Raw genomic sequence first — 17674 nt, forward strand, 5'->3', positions numbered from 1 at the left:
TGACCAATTCTTTTCCAATTCACTTTGACAGGTCAGGGGCTGTCTTCCCTGTCAAAAACTCTCTTTCAGCCACTGTCCCATGCGGGCCAGACGACCGGTTCCGTTGCCGAACGAACCGATGAGGCCGCCCTGCGATGCATGCGTTTCCATATCCGCCACCTGCGGATAGATGATCAGTCCCACTGCGGTGGAGAACGCCGGTCCCTTGGCTGCCGCCGGAAGACCGGAGACACCCATCGGACGACCGATGCGAACATTGCGGGCGAGAATCCGCCGTGCCGTTTCCGGCAGGCCGGTCAGCTGGCTGGCGCCACCCGTCAAGACAACACGCTTTCCGACAATCGGGCTGAAACCCGACTTCTGGATGCGGTCACGAATAAGCTCCAGCGTCTCTTCGATGCGGGCGCCAACGATACGGGTAACCAGCGAGCGCGGCACCTGGGTCGGCTGATCGCGATCATCCTCGCCGATCGGCGGTACGGAGATCACGTCACGTTCATCGCCACCATTGGCGAGTGCCGAACCATGTACGACTTTCATGCGCTCGGCATCTTCTATCCGAGTCGATAGGCCTCGCGCCAGATCAGTTGTGACATGATGGCCACCAAGACCGATTGCATCCGTATGAACGAGCTTGCCTTCGCAGAAAACGGAGATCGTCGTCGTGCCGCCGCCCATGTCGATGGCTGCGCAGCCGAGTTCTACTTCGTCGTCGACCAGGGCAGCAAGACCGCTGGCATAAGGTGTAGCCACCATGCCCTCGACCGATAGATGCGCACGATTGACGCAAAGCTCGAGGTTTTTCAGCGTGATGCGTTCAGCGGTGACGAAATGCATGTCGACACCCAGTTCATCGCCATACATCGACAGCGGATCACGGATGCCGCGCTCGCCATCCAGCGAGAAGCCGGTGGGCAGCGAGTGAAGGATGGCGCGATCATGCCGCTGCGACTGGTTGCTTGCCGCCACCAGAACCTTGCGAAGATCGGAATTCTCGACTTCCTGGCCACCAAGATCGATGGTCGCAGTATAGACATCGCTTGCCAGACGGCCGGCGGAAACGTTGACGATCAGGCTGTCGACGGTGAGGCCAGCCATGCGCTCGGCAGCGTCGACGGCAAGCCGGATAACGCTTTCGGCTGCATCGAGGTCGGCGATCACACCTGACTTCACACCACGTGAACGCTGATGGCCGATGCCGATGATCTCGATGTGATGCGTGCGGCCCGGAAGGATTTGGCTTTCCTGGCGCGGAGTGAGGCGGGCAATCATGCACACGACCTTGGTCGATCCGATATCCAGAACCGACACGACGTGGCTGCGCTTCGATGACAGGGGCTTCATACGCGGCATACCGAATTGGGAGGAACCGAACATATTCACGATTTCGCTCCAGCTTTTTTCAGGGCCTTGGTACGAGCGTCGAGCGCTTGCTCACGACGCTCCACCGCAGCGGAAGTCAATTGAATGGTTGTGCGATCTTCAAGACGAAGGTCTACCGCAGCGACATCGCGCTCCAGCACACCCTGCTCTTTTTCCAGTTTGGACAAGAGAGCCAGAGCAGACGGGATACGCTCTTCCGGAAGTTTGAGAACGATGCCGTTATCGAGATGCAGATCCCAACGGCGGCTGGAAACCCGGACATAGGCCCGCACGCGGCTTGCAATCTCAGGCCACTTGTCCATTTCCTGCGCGAAGGATGCGGCAGCAATCTCTGCATCACGACCGACGAACAGGGGCAAGGAGGCAAACTTGTTGTCCTTGAGTGGCGCGATAACCGATCCGTTCTTTTCGATCAGCGACAGTTCGGATCCGTGCTGCCAGATGGCGAAAGCCTTGCGCTCCTTGAGCATGACCTCGATCGTGCGCGGATAAACCTTGCGCACTTCCGCATATTCGACCCAAGGCAGCTCGGACAGCTTGCGCCTTGCGGCATCGATATCCAGCGCAACCAGTGACGTCGTGCCATCGAGACCGAGAAGCTGAAGAATGTCGATTTCCGAAGTCTGATCGTTACCCGAGACCCGAACGTCTTCGATCGCGAATCCGACCGCAGCAGTTGTGGACTGGGCCACAACATGACCGTGACCACCGAGAGACATGCCATAGAGACCTACGGCCGCGAAAAACGCGAAGGTGGATAGCGTGCCGGCATGCGCCGGAATATCGATCCTGCCGGTGGCAAGACTGACCGCAAAGCGCACGACGCGACGCAGTGGCCGCGGCAAAACGCGACGATCGTCAGCGCCCACCACGCCGGAAGCAGCGCGACGATGCGATCCACCAGCCATTTTGCCGATCACCGTAGACAAGAAGCGTCCTCCACCATCCAGCGAACAAGCTCACCGAAGGAATAACCCGCATGAGCAGCCATTTCAGGCACGAGAGATGTCGGGGTCATTCCAGGCTGGGTATTGACCTCAAGCCAGATGACTTCACCTTCACCGGAGAACCGATCATCGAAGCGAAAGTCGGAGCGACTCACGCCACGGCAACCGATAGCCTCGTGCGCCTTGACCGCCCATGCTTGTATTTTTTGGTAAATATTCGGTGAAATCTGCGCCGGAATGACGTGTTTTGAACCACCGGCAACATACTTGGCGTCGTAATCGTAGAATCCCGGACCAGTCGGGACGACTTCCGTGACACCGAGAGCCTGACCATTTATGACCCCACAGGTCAGTTCACGACCATAGACATAACGCTCAACCATCACCTCGTCGCCGTAGCGCCATTCAGGCGACGTCACGATCTGCGGCGGATGGGACTGATCCTCACGAACGATCACAACACCGAAAGAAGACCCCTCACGAACCGGCTTGACCACATAGGGCGCAGGCATGGGATGAACATTGGTGAAATCCTTGCGATCCATAACAAGCGCATCGGCAACAGGCACGCCTGCAGCCTTGGCAACATGCTTTGCCTGGGCCTTATCCATGGCCAACGCAGAGGCCAGCACACCCGAATGCGTGTAAGGAATTTCCAGGTATTCGAGCACACCCTGGATAGTCCCGTCTTCACCGAAGGGACCATGAAGAGCGTTAAATGCAACATCGGGCCGAAGACCAGCCAGCACCGAACCGACATCACGCCCGACGTCGACACGCGTCACCCGATAACCTTCGCCCTCAAGCGCATCCGCACAAGCGTTGCCGGACGACAGGCTGACAGGCCGCTCGGAGGAAAACCCTCCCATCAGAACAGCCACGTGCTTGCCACTCATCCATCACCTCTTGAAAAAGAACAATTCCCGGATTTCGAACCTCTCCCGCCTCTTGCGGCCAGCGACTCTCACCGAACTCGTCCCTCATTGGTGCAGCAAAATGGTTAACAAATCGTTTACTTTGCTTAACGAGGCAACCCAATACACTGAAAACAAAGGATAAAATTACGAAGGAAATAGTTAACGCGACACTTGAGGAAATCACAGATCACGGCGCACTCCCTTTCCTACGGGACGTCTCAGCTCGTCGCATGATTCTTCGCAAGACCTGTTTTTTTTGCATTTATTGCGACAGAAAGGGTTTCGGTCGCCATAAAATTACGATACTGCGCATGCGGCCCTCCCAAGAGCCATATAAAAAACCTTTTCTGAACTGGAATCAGTATGACTAACGCGACGCCCTCCGCTTCGCCGTCTGCTGAGCCGTTAGCGCCTGTTGCAACGAACTCTCCTGCACAAGTCCTGACGGCCAGCGTGGTCGGCACGACGATCGAGTTTTTCGATTTTTATGTTTATGCGACCGCCGCCGTCCTGGTGTTCCCGACGCTGTTCTTCCCCGGCAGCGACCCCACGAGCGCGCTTCTCGCATCTTTCGCAACCTTCTCCATCGCATTCTTTGCACGCCCGCTCGGCGCGATCGTGTTCGGCCATTACGGTGATCGTATCGGCCGCAAGACGACGCTGGTAGCCGCATTGTTGACCATGGGTGTTTCCACGGTCGTGATCGGCCTTCTGCCGACCTATGAACAGATTGGTGTCGTCGCACCGCTGCTTCTGGCGCTTTGCCGTTTCGGCCAGGGCTTCGGTCTCGGCGGCGAATGGGGTGGCGCGGTTCTACTGGCCACCGAAAACGCTCCTCCGGGCAAGCGCAGCTGGTACGGCATGTTCCCGCAGCTCGGCGCCCCGCTGGGCCTGTTCCTGTCATCCGGCGTATTCTGGATCCTCCTGCATTTCATGTCGCAGGAAGCGCTGCTCAGCTGGGGCTGGCGCGTTCCCTTCATCGCATCGATAATACTGGTCGCTGTCGGCCTTTGGGTTCGCCTTTCGATTACCGAGACCCCTGCCTTCCAGAAGGCAATCGACAGCCATGAACGCGTCGAAGTGCCGGTCGCGGAACTCTTCCGCAAGCACAAGCGCAGCCTCGTGCTCGGCACATTCGTAGCACTTGCCACTTTCGTGCTGTTCTACATCGGCACGGCCTATCTTCTGTCCTACAACGTCAAGGTCCTGAAGATGCCGTTCCTGGATGCGCTGGAAGTGCAGCTTCTCGGCTCCGTTGTCTTCGGTATCTTCATCGTCGTGATCGGCAAGCTCGCAGAGCGTTACGGCCGACGCGAGATGCTGATCCTCACCAGCGCGCTGATTGCAGCCTTCTCGTTCCTCCTGCCGGCCTTGATGACCAACGGCGAAGGCATGATCTTCCTGTTCGTGATTCTGGCCATGGTCCTCATGGGCATGACTTACGGCCTGATCGGTACGGCGCTGGCCGCACCATTTCCGACCACGGTGCGCTATACCGGCTCGTCGATCACCTTCAACATGGCTGGCATATTTGGCGCCTCCCTGGCCCCCTATATCGCCACCTACCTGCAGGCTAACTACGGCATGGCCTATGTCGGCTACTACCTGCTTGTTGCCGCTCTAATCACGCTTGCCTGCATCTTCCTGTCAGGCAAGGAAGAAGTCTGATCCTTAACCGGATCGGAATCAGATCATAAGAAAAGCCCGCGAAGCCATTGGCCTCGCGGGCTTTTTCTTGTCTGGATATTGCCGGATATTAGATTGTTTCCGGAATGGATGCACATCTTGGATGCGATTACCCCGTGCGTTCAGAATAACGGTAATCCAATCTGCATCAGCAATCAGGAACGGCAAAATAGAGAGAAAAATAAGGGGGCGCTTATCTGATCAACGCTCCAAAACAGCGAGGCGCCGAGGTCAGCAACCAGAAGTCGCCAAGCCATCGAAGGCCAATCCGGAGAATTAGCCAGAGGCTTGGTCCGTTCAGGTGGAAAGGCATTGTTTACGCCTCCTGAACGGACCGAGCGGCCGGTTACTCCGTGGTCGCGCCCTGGAAAGGCTTGACCTCACGCCCGGGCATGAAAATGCCCAGCCGCTTGATTTCCCATTCTAACTTGATGCCGGCATGTTCGAACACGCGCTGACGCACCATCTCCCCGAGATATTCGAGATCGTAACCGGTCGCATGGCCGATATTGATCATGAAGTTGCAATGAAGCGACGACATCTGCGCGCCGCCGTTCATCAGGCCACGGCAGCCGGCATCATCGATCAGCTTCCATGCGGAGTGATCTGGCGGGTTCTTGAACGTGGAACCGCCGGTCTTTTCCTTGATCGGCTGCACTGTTTCGCGATGCTGGCGGACGGCATCCATCTCGGCTCGGATCTTGGCCCGATCTTCCGGATACCCTTCGAATACGGCATGCGTGAAGATCAGATCCTTGGAGGCTGCCGTATGTCGATAGGTATAGCCCATGTCTTCCTTGGAGAGCACGTGCTTGTTGCCCTGCCGATCAACAGCATGGACCTCGATCACGCGCTGGGAAGTCTCCCCCCCGTTAGCGCCGGCATTCATCCGCAAGGCGCCGCCGATCGAGCCAGGAATACCGTAATAAAAGGCAAAGCCGCCGATACCGTTATCCATGGCCATCGCGGCAATATGCTTGTCCGGGCAGATCGCACCGGCGCGAATGCGGTTTTCGCCGACAAGTTCGACCTGGCCAAATCCCTTGGCGGAGAGGCGGATGACAACGCCCGGGATGCCCCCATCGCGAACAAGCAGATTGGACCCAACGCCGACAACCGTCAGCGGCACTTCGGCCGGCAACAGTTTCAGGAAGGTTATCAGATCGTCCACGTCATGCGGCTGGAACATCAGTTCCGCCAGACCGCCCGCCTGGAACCAGGTTACCCTTTCCATCGATGCGTCCGGTGTAAGACGCCCGCGCAACTGGTTCACGCCCTCCCCGAGCGAGGCCAGCAGCTTTTCCCCATCTACCTGCTTCATACTTACTGTCCTGATATGCTTTCCAGTTCCCTCGGCAATGACGCCGCCCACTGTGTAATATTACCCGCTCCCAGAAGAACCACGAAATCACCTGGTTTCGCAATGCCTGAAACAATATGTGCCAGTTCAGCCGGCGACGCCATATAGCGCGCGTCGCGGTGGCCGCCCGCACGGATGTGCGAGACCAGCGTCTCCGAATTGACACCTTCAATCGGATCTTCGCCCGCAGCATAGACCGGTGCAAGGATAATGCTGTCCGCGTCGTTGAAGCAGGTCGCGAAATCCTCGAAAAGGCTCGAAAGGCGTGAATAGCGATGCGGCTGGTGTACCGCGATGATCCGCCCCTTGCAGGCCTCGCGTGCAGCTCTCAGCACCGCCTTGATCTCGACCGGATGGTGCCCGTAGTCGTCGAATACCTGCACATCATTCCAGGTTCCCGTAAGCGTGAAGCGGCGTTTCACGCCACCGAACGCAGCAAGCCCCTTGCGGATATCCTCTTCCGAAATACCCAGCCGGTTGGCGACTGCAATCGCCGCCGTGGCATTGGAAATATTGTGCCGGCCCGGCATGGGCAGGGTCAGGTCCTTGAAATTGAATACCCGGCCGGTACGGCGACGGCGTATTTCGACATCGAAAGTCGCCTTCGTTCCATCCATGCGGATATTAGAAAAGCGTGCATCGGCCTGCGGGTTTTCGCCATAGGTGACGACCTTGCGGTCCTCGATCTTGCTGACCAGCGCCTGAACCTCGGGATGATCGATGCAAAGAACGCCGAAACCGTAGAACGGCACGTTCTCGACGAACTGGCGGAAGGCTGCACGAACGGCATCAAAATTACCGTAATGGTCCAGGTGTTCCGGGTCGATATTGGTGACGACCGCGACTTCCGCCGGCAGCTTCAGGAAGGTGCCGTCCGATTCGTCGGCCTCGACCACCATCCACTCGCCCTCGCCCATGCGGGCATTGGTGCCGTAGGCGTTGATGATCCCGCCATTGATCACTGTCGGATCGAGCCCGCCGGCTTCAAGCAGCGTGGCAACCATCGACGTGGTCGTGGTCTTGCCATGCGTGCCGCCGATGGCGATCGCGTTACGAAAGCGCATCAGCTCAGCCAGCATCTCGGCACGACGCACGATCGGCAGCGATTTTTCGCGCGCAGCGATCAGCTCCGGATTGGTCTTCTTGATCGCAGTCGAAACGACCACGACTTCGGCATCACCGAGATTGTTGGCTTCGTGGCCGACGAAAACCTCGATCCCCTTGTCGCGAAGGCGCTGGACGTTGGCACTGTCCGACTGGTCGGAACCTTGCACCTTGTGTCCGAGATTGTGCAGCACTTCGGCGATACCGCTCATGCCGATGCCGCCGATGCCGATGAAATGTACGAGGCCGATGGCCTTGGGCATCTTCATGCCTGAACTCCACTCTTTTTCTTATTCTTGTATTCGGCGATCGGGCACTTTTCTGCAATAGCAATGACGAGATCAGCCAGATCTTCGGTCGCGTTTGGCTTACCCGCCTTCTTCGCATCCGCCGCCATCGTCTCAAGACGATCAGGCTCGTTCATTGCGGAAGCCAACAGTGCCGACAGCTTTTCCGGCGAAAGATCAGACTGCGCCACGACCTGCGCACCGCCCTCGGCAACCAGAGCCGCGGCGTTCGCGGCCTGATCGTGATCGAGCGCGTAGGGATACGGCACGAGGATCGACGGGCGACCGATAACCGAAAGCTCACTGACCGTAGAGGCACCGGATCGGCAGATGACCAGATGCGCCTCGGCCAGCCGATCGGCCATATCGGTAAAGAACGGGGCAATATCTGCAGGGGCATTGAGCTTGGCAAAGCAGGAAGTGACGCGATCCTTGTCCTCCTTGCGCGCCTGCTGGGTCACGACGAGACGCTCCCTCAGCGCTGGCTCCAGAAGGCTGATCGCCGTCGGCACGGCCGAGGAGAAGAACTGGGCACCTTGGCTGCCGCCGAAAACGACAAGACGGAACGATACCTCGCCGCGCGATGCGAGATAGGGGATCTTGGCGGCATCCAGAACCGGCGGGCGCACGGGATTGCCCGTTACGACGATCTTGGCCGCATGCTCGCCTCTGCCTTCCGGAAGAAACCCGCCTGCGATTGCCTGAACGCGCTTTGCCAGCGCCTTGTTAGCGCGCCCCATGACCGCGTTCTGCTCATGGATCAACGTCGGAATTCCAAGGCCCGTGGATGCCAGAAGAGGCGGCACGGTCGGATAGCCACCGAAACCGACGACAGCCAGCGGACGAAGACGCGCCATCAGCTTTCGCGCCGTACGAAGTCCCCTCCAGAGCGTCCACGCGGTCCTGGCCATGGCAACCGGGTTCTTGGACGCGAAGGTGGCGGAGGGCACGATATGGATTTCGTCGGCGGGGAATTTTCCCGCAAAGCGTTCGGCGCGGCTGTCCGTCACGAGATGAACTGCATAACCACGATTGCGAAGCTCATGTCCGAGAGCTTCTGCAGGAAACAGATGACCGCCGGTTCCCCCGGCGGCAAGAACGATCGTGCCCTTATTCATTTACTCACTCCGCGGGAACGCCATGCGCAGCCCGAAACAGGCTCCGCTCCTGTGCCCGCTTTTCGGGCCGGTGACGAGTCAACGCCAGGATGAAACCGGCAGTGATGCAGATCGCGACCTGCGACGAACCGCCATAGGAAATCAGCGGGAGCGTCATGCCCTTGGCCGGCATCAGTTCGAGGTTCACACCGATATTGATCATCGACTGGATACCGATCAAAAGAACGAGACCTGCGACGGCAAAACGGTTGAAGTCGTTGCGTTCCTTGAAGGCATGGTTAAGTCCGCGCAGCACGATGAAGCCGAAGATCAGCACCAGCGCCATGCAGAACACGATGCCGAATTCTTCCGCGGCGACTGAGAAGACGAAGTCGGTATGGCTGTCCGGCAGGATACGCTTTACGATCCCCTCGCCCGGCCCCTGGCCGAACCAGCCGCCACGCACGATCGCCTCATGCGCCGTCTCGATCTGAAAGCGGTCGCCTTCGCCGGTCAAGAATTTGTCGAAACGCGCCGTCACGTGCGGCAGCATGTAATAGGCCGCCACGAGACCACCTGCGCCAACGCCGCCAAGCAGGAAAATCCAGATCCACGGCATGCCTGCCATAAAGAACATACCGCCCCAGACGACGCTGGTGAGGATCGTCTGGCCAAGGTCGGGCTGGGCGACCAGAAGTGCTGCCACGATGCCGAACAGGATGATCGCGAAGAGATTGCCGGGTATTTCCGGCTGCCGCGCATGTTCGGAAAACAACCAGGCGCAAACGATCACGAAGGCTGGCTTCATGAATTCGGAAGGCTGGATCGAGAAGATACCGACGCCGATCCAGCGACGCGCCCCCTTGACCTCGACGCCGAAAAACAGCGCCAGAACCATTAGCACCAGCGAGACGGCTAGAAGAATGATGGCCGTTCGTCGCACCTGTCGCGGGCTGAGAAAGGACAGGCCGAACATCACGATCAGGGACGGGATGATGAACATCGCGTGCCGCTCGACGAAATGGAAACTGTCGAGGCCAATACGCTCCGCAACCGCGGGCGAAGCGGCGAAGGACAGCATGAATCCCAGTCCCATCAACAGGATGAAGGCTGCAAGAAAATAGCGGTCGATCGTCCAGAACCAGTCTGCGAGCGGCCCTCGGTCTGCGCGGCTTACCATAGTCTCAGCTCCTGTTTCCGGTATCGACCAGCATTGTCACGTCCTGCAGGTCGGCCACGAGTTGCACGAAAGCATCTCCGCGGACCTCGAAATTCTTGAATTGATCGAAGCTTGCACATGCCGGCGAGAGCATCACCGCCGAATCGATTGCATCGCCATCGGCATCAGCGGATGCATGGCCGACGGCCTGATCCAGCGTGCCGGAGATTTCGTAGCGCACGCTTTCGCCCAATGTGGCCGCAAATGCCGGCGCAGCCTCTCCGATCAAATAAGCTTTTACTATATGAGAGAAAAGTGGTGCGAGGCTTGTGATGCCCCCTTCTTTCGGCAATCCACCGGCGATCCAGTAGATGCGGTCATAGCTCGACAGCGCAGGTGCCGCAGCCTCCGCATTAGTTGCCTTGGAATCGTTGACGAACACGACATGGCCGCGGCGGCCAACCGGCTGCATCCGGTGCTTGAGGCCGGGAAAGGACTTCAGCCCCTGAACAATCTCGGTCGGCGTAAGACCCACAGCCAGGCAGGCTGCCACTGCAGCAGCCGCATTCTGTGCGTTATGCGCGCCTTTCAGCGTCGGAATGCCATCGAGATCGACGAACAGTTCGCTCGCCCCACCATGCGCAAGCACGAGCTTTGTGCCCTCCGCGTAGATCCCGTCAGCGACAGGGCTACGCTTCGATATCCGCTTCACGGAAACACCCGCCCGCTCGACACGGTCGGCGATCAGAGTGCAGAAGCTGTCGTCGACGCCGATGATCGCTGTCTCGCTGCCGGCAACGAGGCGTTCCTTCACATCGGCATAATGCTGCATCGTGCCATGCCGATCGAGATGATCGGGCGTCAGGTTGAGTAGGATGCCTGCGGTCGGATTGAGGGTCGGCGCAAGATCGATCTGGTAGGAAGAGCACTCCACGACATAGAACCGCCCCACCTTTGGCTCGTCCAGCGTCAGGACCGCGGTGCCGATATTGCCGCCAAGTTGGGTATCGCGACCGCTCTCCTTCAGGATATGCGCGATAAGAGCCGTAGTCGTCGATTTGCCGTTGGTGCCGGTAATCGCGATGAACGGACTATCCGGCGCATGGGCGCGGCGCTCGCGCACGAAAAGCTCCACGTCTCCGATGATCTCGACACCGGCAGCCTTTGCAAGATCGACAGTCCAATGCGGCTTAGGATGGGTCAGCGGCACGCCCGGTGAAAGCACGAAAGCATCCTGCTTCGTCCAATCTATCCCCCTCAGATCCGCAACATTGATGCCGGCCTGCGACGCCCTTGTTACGCTTTCAGGGTTGTCGTCCCAGGCGGTAACATTCGCACCGCCAGCGACAAGCGCCTGCGCTGTCGCGAGACCCGATCCGCCGAGCCCGAACAGTGCTACATTTCTACCCTTGAAAGTCGTAACCGGGATCATCGCATTATAACCGAAATTACCGAAGCTTGAGTGTCGAAAGTCCGAGCATTGCAAGGCCAACGGCGATGATCCAGAAGCGGATCACGACCTGACTTTCCGTCCAGCCCAGCTTTTCGAAATGGTGGTGAATGGGCGCCATCAGGAACACCCGCTTGCCGGTCAACTTGAAGAAGCCGACCTGAATGATCACCGACAAGGTTTCCATGACAAAGAGGCCGCCGATGATCGCCATGACGATCTCGTGTTTGGTGGCGACCGCCACCGAGCCGATCAGGCCGCCAAGCGCCAGCGATCCGGTGTCACCCATGAAGATGGCGGCTGGCGGTGCGTTGAACCATAGGAAGCCCAATCCCGCCCCGATGACCGCACCGAGAATGACGGCAAGTTCGCCGGTACCAGGCACGAAATTGATCTGCAGGTAGTTGGCGAAGACTGCATTACCGGCGAGATAGGCGATGACGCCGAAGGATGCAGCCGCGATCATCACCGGCACGATTGCGAGACCATCGAGACCATCGGTCAGGTTCACCGCATTGCCGGCAGCCACGATGACGAAGCCGCCGAACAGGATGAAAAAGAAGCCGATATTGAGGACATATTCCTTGACGAAGGGGAAAGCGACAGATGTCGCAAGGCCCGGATTGGATGTCTGGGCGTGCATTGCCATGCGCATCATGAAGAAGACGGCGATGCCTGCGATCAGGAACTCGATGCCGAGACGGGCCTTGCCGGAAAAGCCCTTGTCCGACTGCTTGGTGACCTTCAGGTAATCGTCATAAAAGCCGATGGCGCCGAAACCGAGTGTTACCAGCAGCGTCGCCACGACATAGACGTTGGAAAGGTCGGCCCATAGCAGCGAGCCGCCGACGATGCCGGCGAGAATCATCAGACCACCCATGGTCGGCGTGCCGGCCTTCTTGAAGTGTGTCTGCGGACCGTCAGCACGGATAGGCTGGCCCTTGCCCTGGCGCACACGCAATGACGCGATCATCCGCGGGCCGAACAGGAAGACGATCAGGGCCGAGGTAAACAGGGCTGCGCCAGTCCGGAAGGTGATGTATCGGAACAAATTGAAAAACTGCAGTTTGTCCGACAGTTCGACAAGCCAGATCAGCATGAAGGCCCTTTCCCGAAGCCGCTAAAATTCAAAGTTGATGGTCCGTGTCGGAGAATGCCGGATAGTTGTCAAGCAGACCGGCAACGATCTTGCCGAAACCGATGCCGAGCGACGACTTAACCATGACCACATCGCCGGGCCTGACTGAGCGCACGACATAGTCGACGAGTTCCGACGTCTGTTCCCGATATTCCACCTGAACACTTTCCGGAAGCGCGTCGCGCAATACCGACATCTCCGCGCCGGCAAGCCAGACATGCTCGATCCCGGCGGCAAGCAGCGGCCCGGTCAGTTCCTCGTGCAACTGCGCGGAAAACTCGCCCATCTCTAGCATGTCGCCAAGGATCGCAATCCGCCGGCCGGAAAGGTCCGGCGTGGTCGAGGCAAGCAAGGCGATTGCCGCCCGCATCGAGGCGGGGTTTGCATTATAGCTTTCGTCGATCAGCGTCAGATAGCCCTCGCCGATCGCAAGGCGGTGACGTTCACCTCTGCCCTTGACGGACTTGAGGCTCGCAAGCACTTCGATCGCCTGATCGAGATCGGCGCCGACAAGATCGCAAGCGCCGAGTGCTGCGACTGCATTCTCGGCGATATGTCGTCCAGGTGCTCCGATCCTGACTTCACGAGTTTCGCCGTCAAGAACGGCCCAGATCGTCGATCCCTCGCCGTCCCCCTCGAAATCCGCCAGACGGAAATCCGCCTTGGCATGCTGGCCGAAACTGCAGATCCGCGCCACGCCGGCCTGATTTGCACGCTCCGCCAGAAACTCGAACTGCTTGATATCGCGGTTGAGCACTGCAACGCCGCCCTCGACAACACCGTCGAAGATCTCGGCCTTGGCTGCAGCAATCTCTTCCAGATCCTTGAAATGGCCGAGATGGGCTGCCGCAATCGTGGTGATGATCGCCACATGCGGCTTGACCATCTGCACCAGCGGCGTGATCTCGCCGGCATGGTTCATGCCGATCTCGAAGACGCCAAAATCGGTATCTGCCGGCATGCGCGCCAGCGTCAGCGGCACGCCCCAGTGATTGTTGAAGGATGCAACGGCCGCATGCACCTGGCCCGATGGAGCAAGCATCTGGCGCAGCATTTCCTTGGTTGTCGTCTTGCCCACCGATCCAGTCACTGCAATGATGCGTGCACGGCTGCGTGCGCGGGACGCCACGGCCAGCTTGCCGAGCGCCGCCAGCACATCCTCCACCACGATCATCGGCACGGTCAGCCTACCGAGCGCGGGAAGCTTTCCTTCGCTGACGACGATCAGCGGGGCGCCATTGGCAACGGCGATGCTCGCATAGTCATGACCGTCCACGCGGTCGCCCTTGATCGCGAAAAAGGCTTCCCCCGTACCGATGGAACGGCTGTCGATCGAAATGCCAGTGATGCCCTCCGGAAGCGTCCCGATAGGGCGACCTTCCATGATGGTCGCCATCTCTTGCGATGTCCAAAGAAAGCTCACGATACCCTCTCCTCCAATGCACGGCGTATTTCGACATGATCAGAGAACGGCAACACCGTCGTTCCAATCGTCTGCCCCTCCTCGTGCCCCTTGCCGGCTACGATCAGCGTATCGCCCGATTTGAGCAGGTTCACCGCATGACGGATGGCACTTGCCCGGTCGCCGATCTCGATCGCGCCCAGTGCTGCAGCCATGATCTCGGAGCGGATGACTTCCGGAACCTCGGAGCGCGGATTATCGTCGGTCACGACAACGACATCGGCAAGGCGCGTGGCAATCTCACCCATGATTGGTCTCTTGCCCTTGTCGCGATCACCGCCGCAACCGAACACGACGAGCACCTTGCCGCTGGTGAACGGCCGCACCGCGGTCAGCACCTTTTCCAGCGCATCCGGCTTGTGGGCATAATCGACATAGGCAAGCGCGCCATCCTTCGTATGACCGACGAGTTCCAGACGGCCAGCAGCGCCGGTCAGCGTCTCAAGCGCCTTGAAGGCGGTCTTTGCCTCTACACCTGTCGAAATAGCCAGACCTGCCGCTACCAGCGCATTGGCCAGCTGGAAATCACCGGCAAGCGGAATGTCGATCTCGAAAATCTGGCCGTTGTGATGCACTTCGGCCATCTGCTTGTGGCGGAAATGCTCGACGCGCTTAATGCAGAGATAATCGCCCTTGCGCCCAACCGTCCGCACATCGAGGCCGGACGCCTTGGCAACCCGGATTGCTTCCCCGGACCAGGAATCGTCGGCAAAAATGACGGCCGGAGAACCCTTCGGCATCAGCGTGTCGAACAGCCGCATCTTGGCGGCCATATAGTCCTCGACCGTCGGATGGTAATCCATATGGTCGCGACCAAGATTGGTGAAGGCAGCAGCGGAAAGCCTGACGCCATCCAGACGCGACTGGTCGAGCCCGTGGCTCGACGCTTCCATTGCTGCATGCGTAACACCTTCATCCGCCAGTTCGGCAAGAAGCTTCTGCAACTCCACCGGATCGGGCGTCGTCAGCGATCCGTAATCATTGCGGCTCGGCGAAATGACGCCGGTCGTACCGATCTGTGCCGCACTCAACCCGGCCTTCGCCCAGATCTGCCGAACGAATGACGCAACCGATGTCTTGCCCGCCGTACCGGTCACGGCCACCATCGTCTCGGGCTGCTTGCCAAAGAACCTGGCCGCAGCCAGCGCAACGAAACGGCGTGGATTGGAAACGACGATAACCGGAATATCGGCCTCGGCCGGATGAGCCGACACCGCGACCACGGCGCCACGCGCGGCAGCATTGCCGATAAAGCCCTGTCCGTCGGCCTTCACGCCCGCCAGAGCGGCAAACAGCATGCCCGGCATGATCTTGCGGCTGTCCAAGGAAATCCCGGTAATCTCGAGGTCTCCGAGAGGACCAGCGAGAAGGTCGTTAACTTCCGGAAAATCCGGACCGGCAAGATCGCGCAGTTTCATCAGTCTGTTCCATCTTTCGAGCGGCGCTCACGAATCGCCGCTCGAGTTGTTGTCGCTCAATAAGACACAAGCAGGGCAGAACCGTCATTGCCGAATTTCGGCTTTACACCGAGAATGGGAGCAGCCCGGCTGATGATCTCCTTGACCATTGGCGCGGCCGACGTGGCGGCAAGCGCTGCACCATTGCCCTTGTCTGTCTTCGGCTCGTCGCTGAAGCTCAGAACGACATATTGCGGATTACCCATCGGGAAGGCTGACAGGAAGGCATTGAAGTTTTTGTCGTGGGAATAACGCCCGTTGACCACCTTGTCTGCTGTACCCGTCTTGCCACCAACATCAAAGCCATCGACCCGTGCATTGCGACCAGAACCGTTGGCACCATTCCATTCGAACAGATAACGCATGTCGCGGCTGGTCGAAGGCTTCAGCACTTGGGTCGCCACCTGATCCGCCTCATCCTGCGTTCGCGGCAGGAAGGTCGGCGCGAGGAGTTTACCTCCGTTGACCAGGGCAGCCCCCGCCACAGCCGTCTGCAGTGGTGTCGTGGAAACACCGTGACCGAAGGAGATCGTGATCGAGTTGATCTTCTTCCACTGGCGTGGCTGGCTTGGCATGGCCACTTCGGGCAGCTCGGTCTTCATCCTTGAGAGAAGTCCCAGCCTGGTCAAGAAGTCCTTGTGTCCGTCGATACCGACCGCATCAGCGATCTTCGCAGTCCCGATATTCGACGAATACTGGAAAATTTCAGGAACGCTGAGCATGCGTCCCTTGCCGTGGAAATCCTTGATCGTGAAACCACCAATGCGGATCGGGAAGCGGGCATCGAATGTACTGTTGAGGTTCATCTTGCCGTCGTCGAGACCCATTGCCAGCGTGAACGATTTGAAGGTCGAGCCCATCTCAAACGTGCCGTTCGACATACGGTTGAACCATCCCTCCTCGCCGCCGGCGGCCGGATCGTTCGGATCGAAGTCCGGCGCTGAAGCCATGCCGAGAACTTCACCGGTATGAACATCGATGACCACCGCGCCGGCGCCGATTGCCTTATATTTGCCGATCGACGCAGAAACCACGTCCTGCACGATTGCCTGAACCCTGAGATCGATGGAAAGCTTGACCGGCTCCAACGGCTGGTTCGACGTCATGCCGACAGAGGCAAGGTCTGCAAGTCCCTGGCTATCGACGTAACGCTCCATGCCGGCAACGCCGCGGTTGTCGATATTCACGTAACCGACGATATGTGCGGCAGTACGTCCACCCGGATAGAAGCGGCGCTTCTCGGGCCTGAAACCGATACCAGGAATACCGAGCGCAAGAATTTGGCTCTGCTGCTTCGGGGTCAACTGGCGACGAAGCCACTGGAAACGGGAATTGGACTTGAGCCTGGAATAGGTCGACTTGACGTCGAGATCCGTCAACACGGTTGAAAGCTTCTCGACCACTTCATCGGCGTCGACAATCTTGTGCGGCTCGGCAAACAGAGAGACGGTGCGAATATCCGTCGCAAGGATCGCGCCGTTGCGATCGACGATATCCGGACGCGAAGCCAGCAGGCGGTCCGCAGGCAGGATGCTTGAGGTCGTCTCCGGCTGGGCCATACCATACTGCGTAAGACGGCCGCCGATCACGACGTAAACCACGGCGAAACCTGCGATCAGCAGACCAACGCGATTACGCGCCTGCGCCGATTTCTTCTTGCGCGTTCCTTCAAATGCAGCACCGCCGACGGCAGACCTGCCCTTGCGGTCAGACGAAAAATGCGCCCGGCGTTTGACCACCATAACTTTAGAAAGAAAAGACATCAGCGCCTCACCGAGCCAGTGGACATATTATCCGGCGCCCATCCTCGAGGCAGCGGCAATGGAACCTTGGGAGCCGGCGTTGCCTTCGCCTGCTCCACTCCCTTGAGAGCCGCAGCTACCTCACCGTTCTTGCCGGCGATAATATCCTCAATCGTCGTATCGGGCTGCGGGAGTTGCGATCTGTGCATGGGCAGCTCCTTTGGCATTGCGAGCTGTGTCGGCTGCGTGGGAACAAGACCAAGCTCCGAATCGTAATTCTTGATCAATGGCTGCAGGCGGTTCGGCTGCGTCACGAGAGCCCAATCGGCCTTCAGAAGATCGATCGTGTCGCGTTCAAGCCTGATCTCAGCCTCGAGCCGGCGAACTTCGCTCAGCTTTTCGTCCGCTCGATGCTTGATCGTGTAGGTAACGACCGCCATCGTGGTCATCACGCCGATCAGCACGAGATCGAAACTCCTCAGCAT

At 58.9% G+C, this 17674-nt stretch carries 14 protein-coding genes; 1 reads left to right on the forward strand and 13 read right to left on the reverse strand.

Annotated features, from left to right (window positions below; all coding sequences use genetic code 11):
- Positions 1-51 precede the first annotated feature (51 nt).
- The 3 genes from ftsA to ACI3K0_RS01675 are packed head-to-tail and all read right to left on the reverse strand — an operon-like array spanning position 52 to position 3226.
- On the reverse strand, positions 52-1383 hold the full coding sequence (ftsA, locus tag ACI3K0_RS01665; RefSeq protein ID WP_148147618.1) for a cell division protein FtsA: 1332 nt from the start codon (positions 1381-1383) through the stop codon (positions 52-54).
- Positions 1380-2291, reverse strand: coding sequence for a cell division protein FtsQ/DivIB (locus tag ACI3K0_RS01670; RefSeq protein WP_148147680.1), 912 nt, complete (start codon positions 2289-2291; stop codon positions 1380-1382). The genes ftsA and ACI3K0_RS01670 overlap by 4 nt, the downstream gene beginning before the upstream one ends.
- 8 nt (positions 2292-2299) lie before the next feature.
- Positions 2300-3226 (reverse strand): D-alanine--D-alanine ligase, encoded by a 927-nt coding sequence (locus ACI3K0_RS01675; RefSeq protein ID WP_183821480.1) that lies wholly within the window; start codon positions 3224-3226, stop codon positions 2300-2302.
- 384 nt (positions 3227-3610) lie between these two features.
- Here ACI3K0_RS01675 and ACI3K0_RS01680 point away from each other — a divergent pair, with 384 nt between their 5' ends.
- A complete protein-coding gene (locus ACI3K0_RS01680) occupies positions 3611-4915 on the forward strand; it encodes an MFS transporter (protein WP_183821479.1) in 1305 nt (434 codons plus the stop codon).
- A 364-nt stretch (positions 4916-5279) separates the two neighbouring features.
- On the opposite strand, the gene murB is transcribed toward ACI3K0_RS01680, so the two are convergent.
- Genes murB through ACI3K0_RS01730 form a run of 10 tightly spaced genes read right to left on the reverse strand, consistent with a single transcriptional unit; the run spans position 5280 to position 17674 of the window.
- A complete protein-coding gene (gene murB / locus ACI3K0_RS01685; RefSeq protein WP_148147615.1) occupies positions 5280-6254 on the reverse strand; it encodes a UDP-N-acetylmuramate dehydrogenase in 975 nt (324 codons plus the stop codon).
- Between the two features lie 2 nt (positions 6255-6256).
- Positions 6257-7666: a UDP-N-acetylmuramate--L-alanine ligase gene (gene murC / locus ACI3K0_RS01690; RefSeq protein ID WP_148147614.1), complete on the reverse strand. Its 1410-nt coding sequence runs from the start codon at positions 7664-7666 to the stop codon at positions 6257-6259.
- Positions 7663-8802 (reverse strand): undecaprenyldiphospho-muramoylpentapeptide beta-N-acetylglucosaminyltransferase, encoded by a 1140-nt coding sequence (gene murG / locus ACI3K0_RS01695; protein ID WP_183821478.1) that lies wholly within the window; start codon positions 8800-8802, stop codon positions 7663-7665. Before murG ends, murC begins: the two co-directional genes overlap by 4 nt.
- Before the next feature lie 4 nt (positions 8803-8806).
- Entirely contained in the window at positions 8807-9961 is a 1155-nt protein-coding gene (gene ftsW / locus ACI3K0_RS01700; RefSeq protein ID WP_148147612.1) for a putative lipid II flippase FtsW, read from the reverse strand.
- A gap of 4 nt (positions 9962-9965) precedes the next feature.
- The gene (gene murD / locus ACI3K0_RS01705) at positions 9966-11372 is read right to left on the reverse strand and encodes a UDP-N-acetylmuramoyl-L-alanine--D-glutamate ligase (RefSeq protein ID WP_183821477.1); all 1407 of its coding nucleotides are present in this window, start codon (positions 11370-11372) and stop codon (positions 9966-9968) included.
- A gap of 16 nt (positions 11373-11388) precedes the next feature.
- Complete coding sequence (gene mraY / locus ACI3K0_RS01710; RefSeq protein WP_148147610.1) at positions 11389-12489, reverse strand: phospho-N-acetylmuramoyl-pentapeptide-transferase; 1101 nt, start codon at positions 12487-12489, stop codon at positions 11389-11391.
- A gap of 28 nt (positions 12490-12517) precedes the next feature.
- Positions 12518-13951 (reverse strand): UDP-N-acetylmuramoylalanyl-D-glutamyl-2,6-diaminopimelate--D-alanyl-D-alanine ligase, encoded by a 1434-nt coding sequence (locus ACI3K0_RS01715; RefSeq protein WP_183821476.1) that lies wholly within the window; start codon positions 13949-13951, stop codon positions 12518-12520.
- Positions 13948-15408: a UDP-N-acetylmuramoyl-L-alanyl-D-glutamate--2,6-diaminopimelate ligase gene (locus tag ACI3K0_RS01720; RefSeq protein ID WP_404944834.1), complete on the reverse strand. Its 1461-nt coding sequence runs from the start codon at positions 15406-15408 to the stop codon at positions 13948-13950. Before ACI3K0_RS01720 ends, ACI3K0_RS01715 begins: the two co-directional genes overlap by 4 nt.
- 56 nt (positions 15409-15464) lie before the next feature.
- Positions 15465-17210 carry a penicillin-binding protein 2 gene (locus tag ACI3K0_RS01725; RefSeq protein ID WP_183821474.1) on the reverse strand — a complete coding sequence of 582 codons (1746 nt, stop codon included), beginning with the start codon at positions 17208-17210 and terminating at the stop codon, positions 15465-15467.
- Entirely contained in the window at positions 17210-17674 is a 465-nt protein-coding gene (locus ACI3K0_RS01730; protein WP_148147606.1) for a hypothetical protein, read from the reverse strand. Before ACI3K0_RS01730 ends, ACI3K0_RS01725 begins: the two co-directional genes overlap by 1 nt.

The organism is Rhizobium sp. ZW T2_16, assembly GCF_044987325.1.
Taxonomy (GTDB): Bacteria; Pseudomonadota; Alphaproteobacteria; order Rhizobiales; family Rhizobiaceae; genus Neorhizobium; species Neorhizobium cellulosilyticum.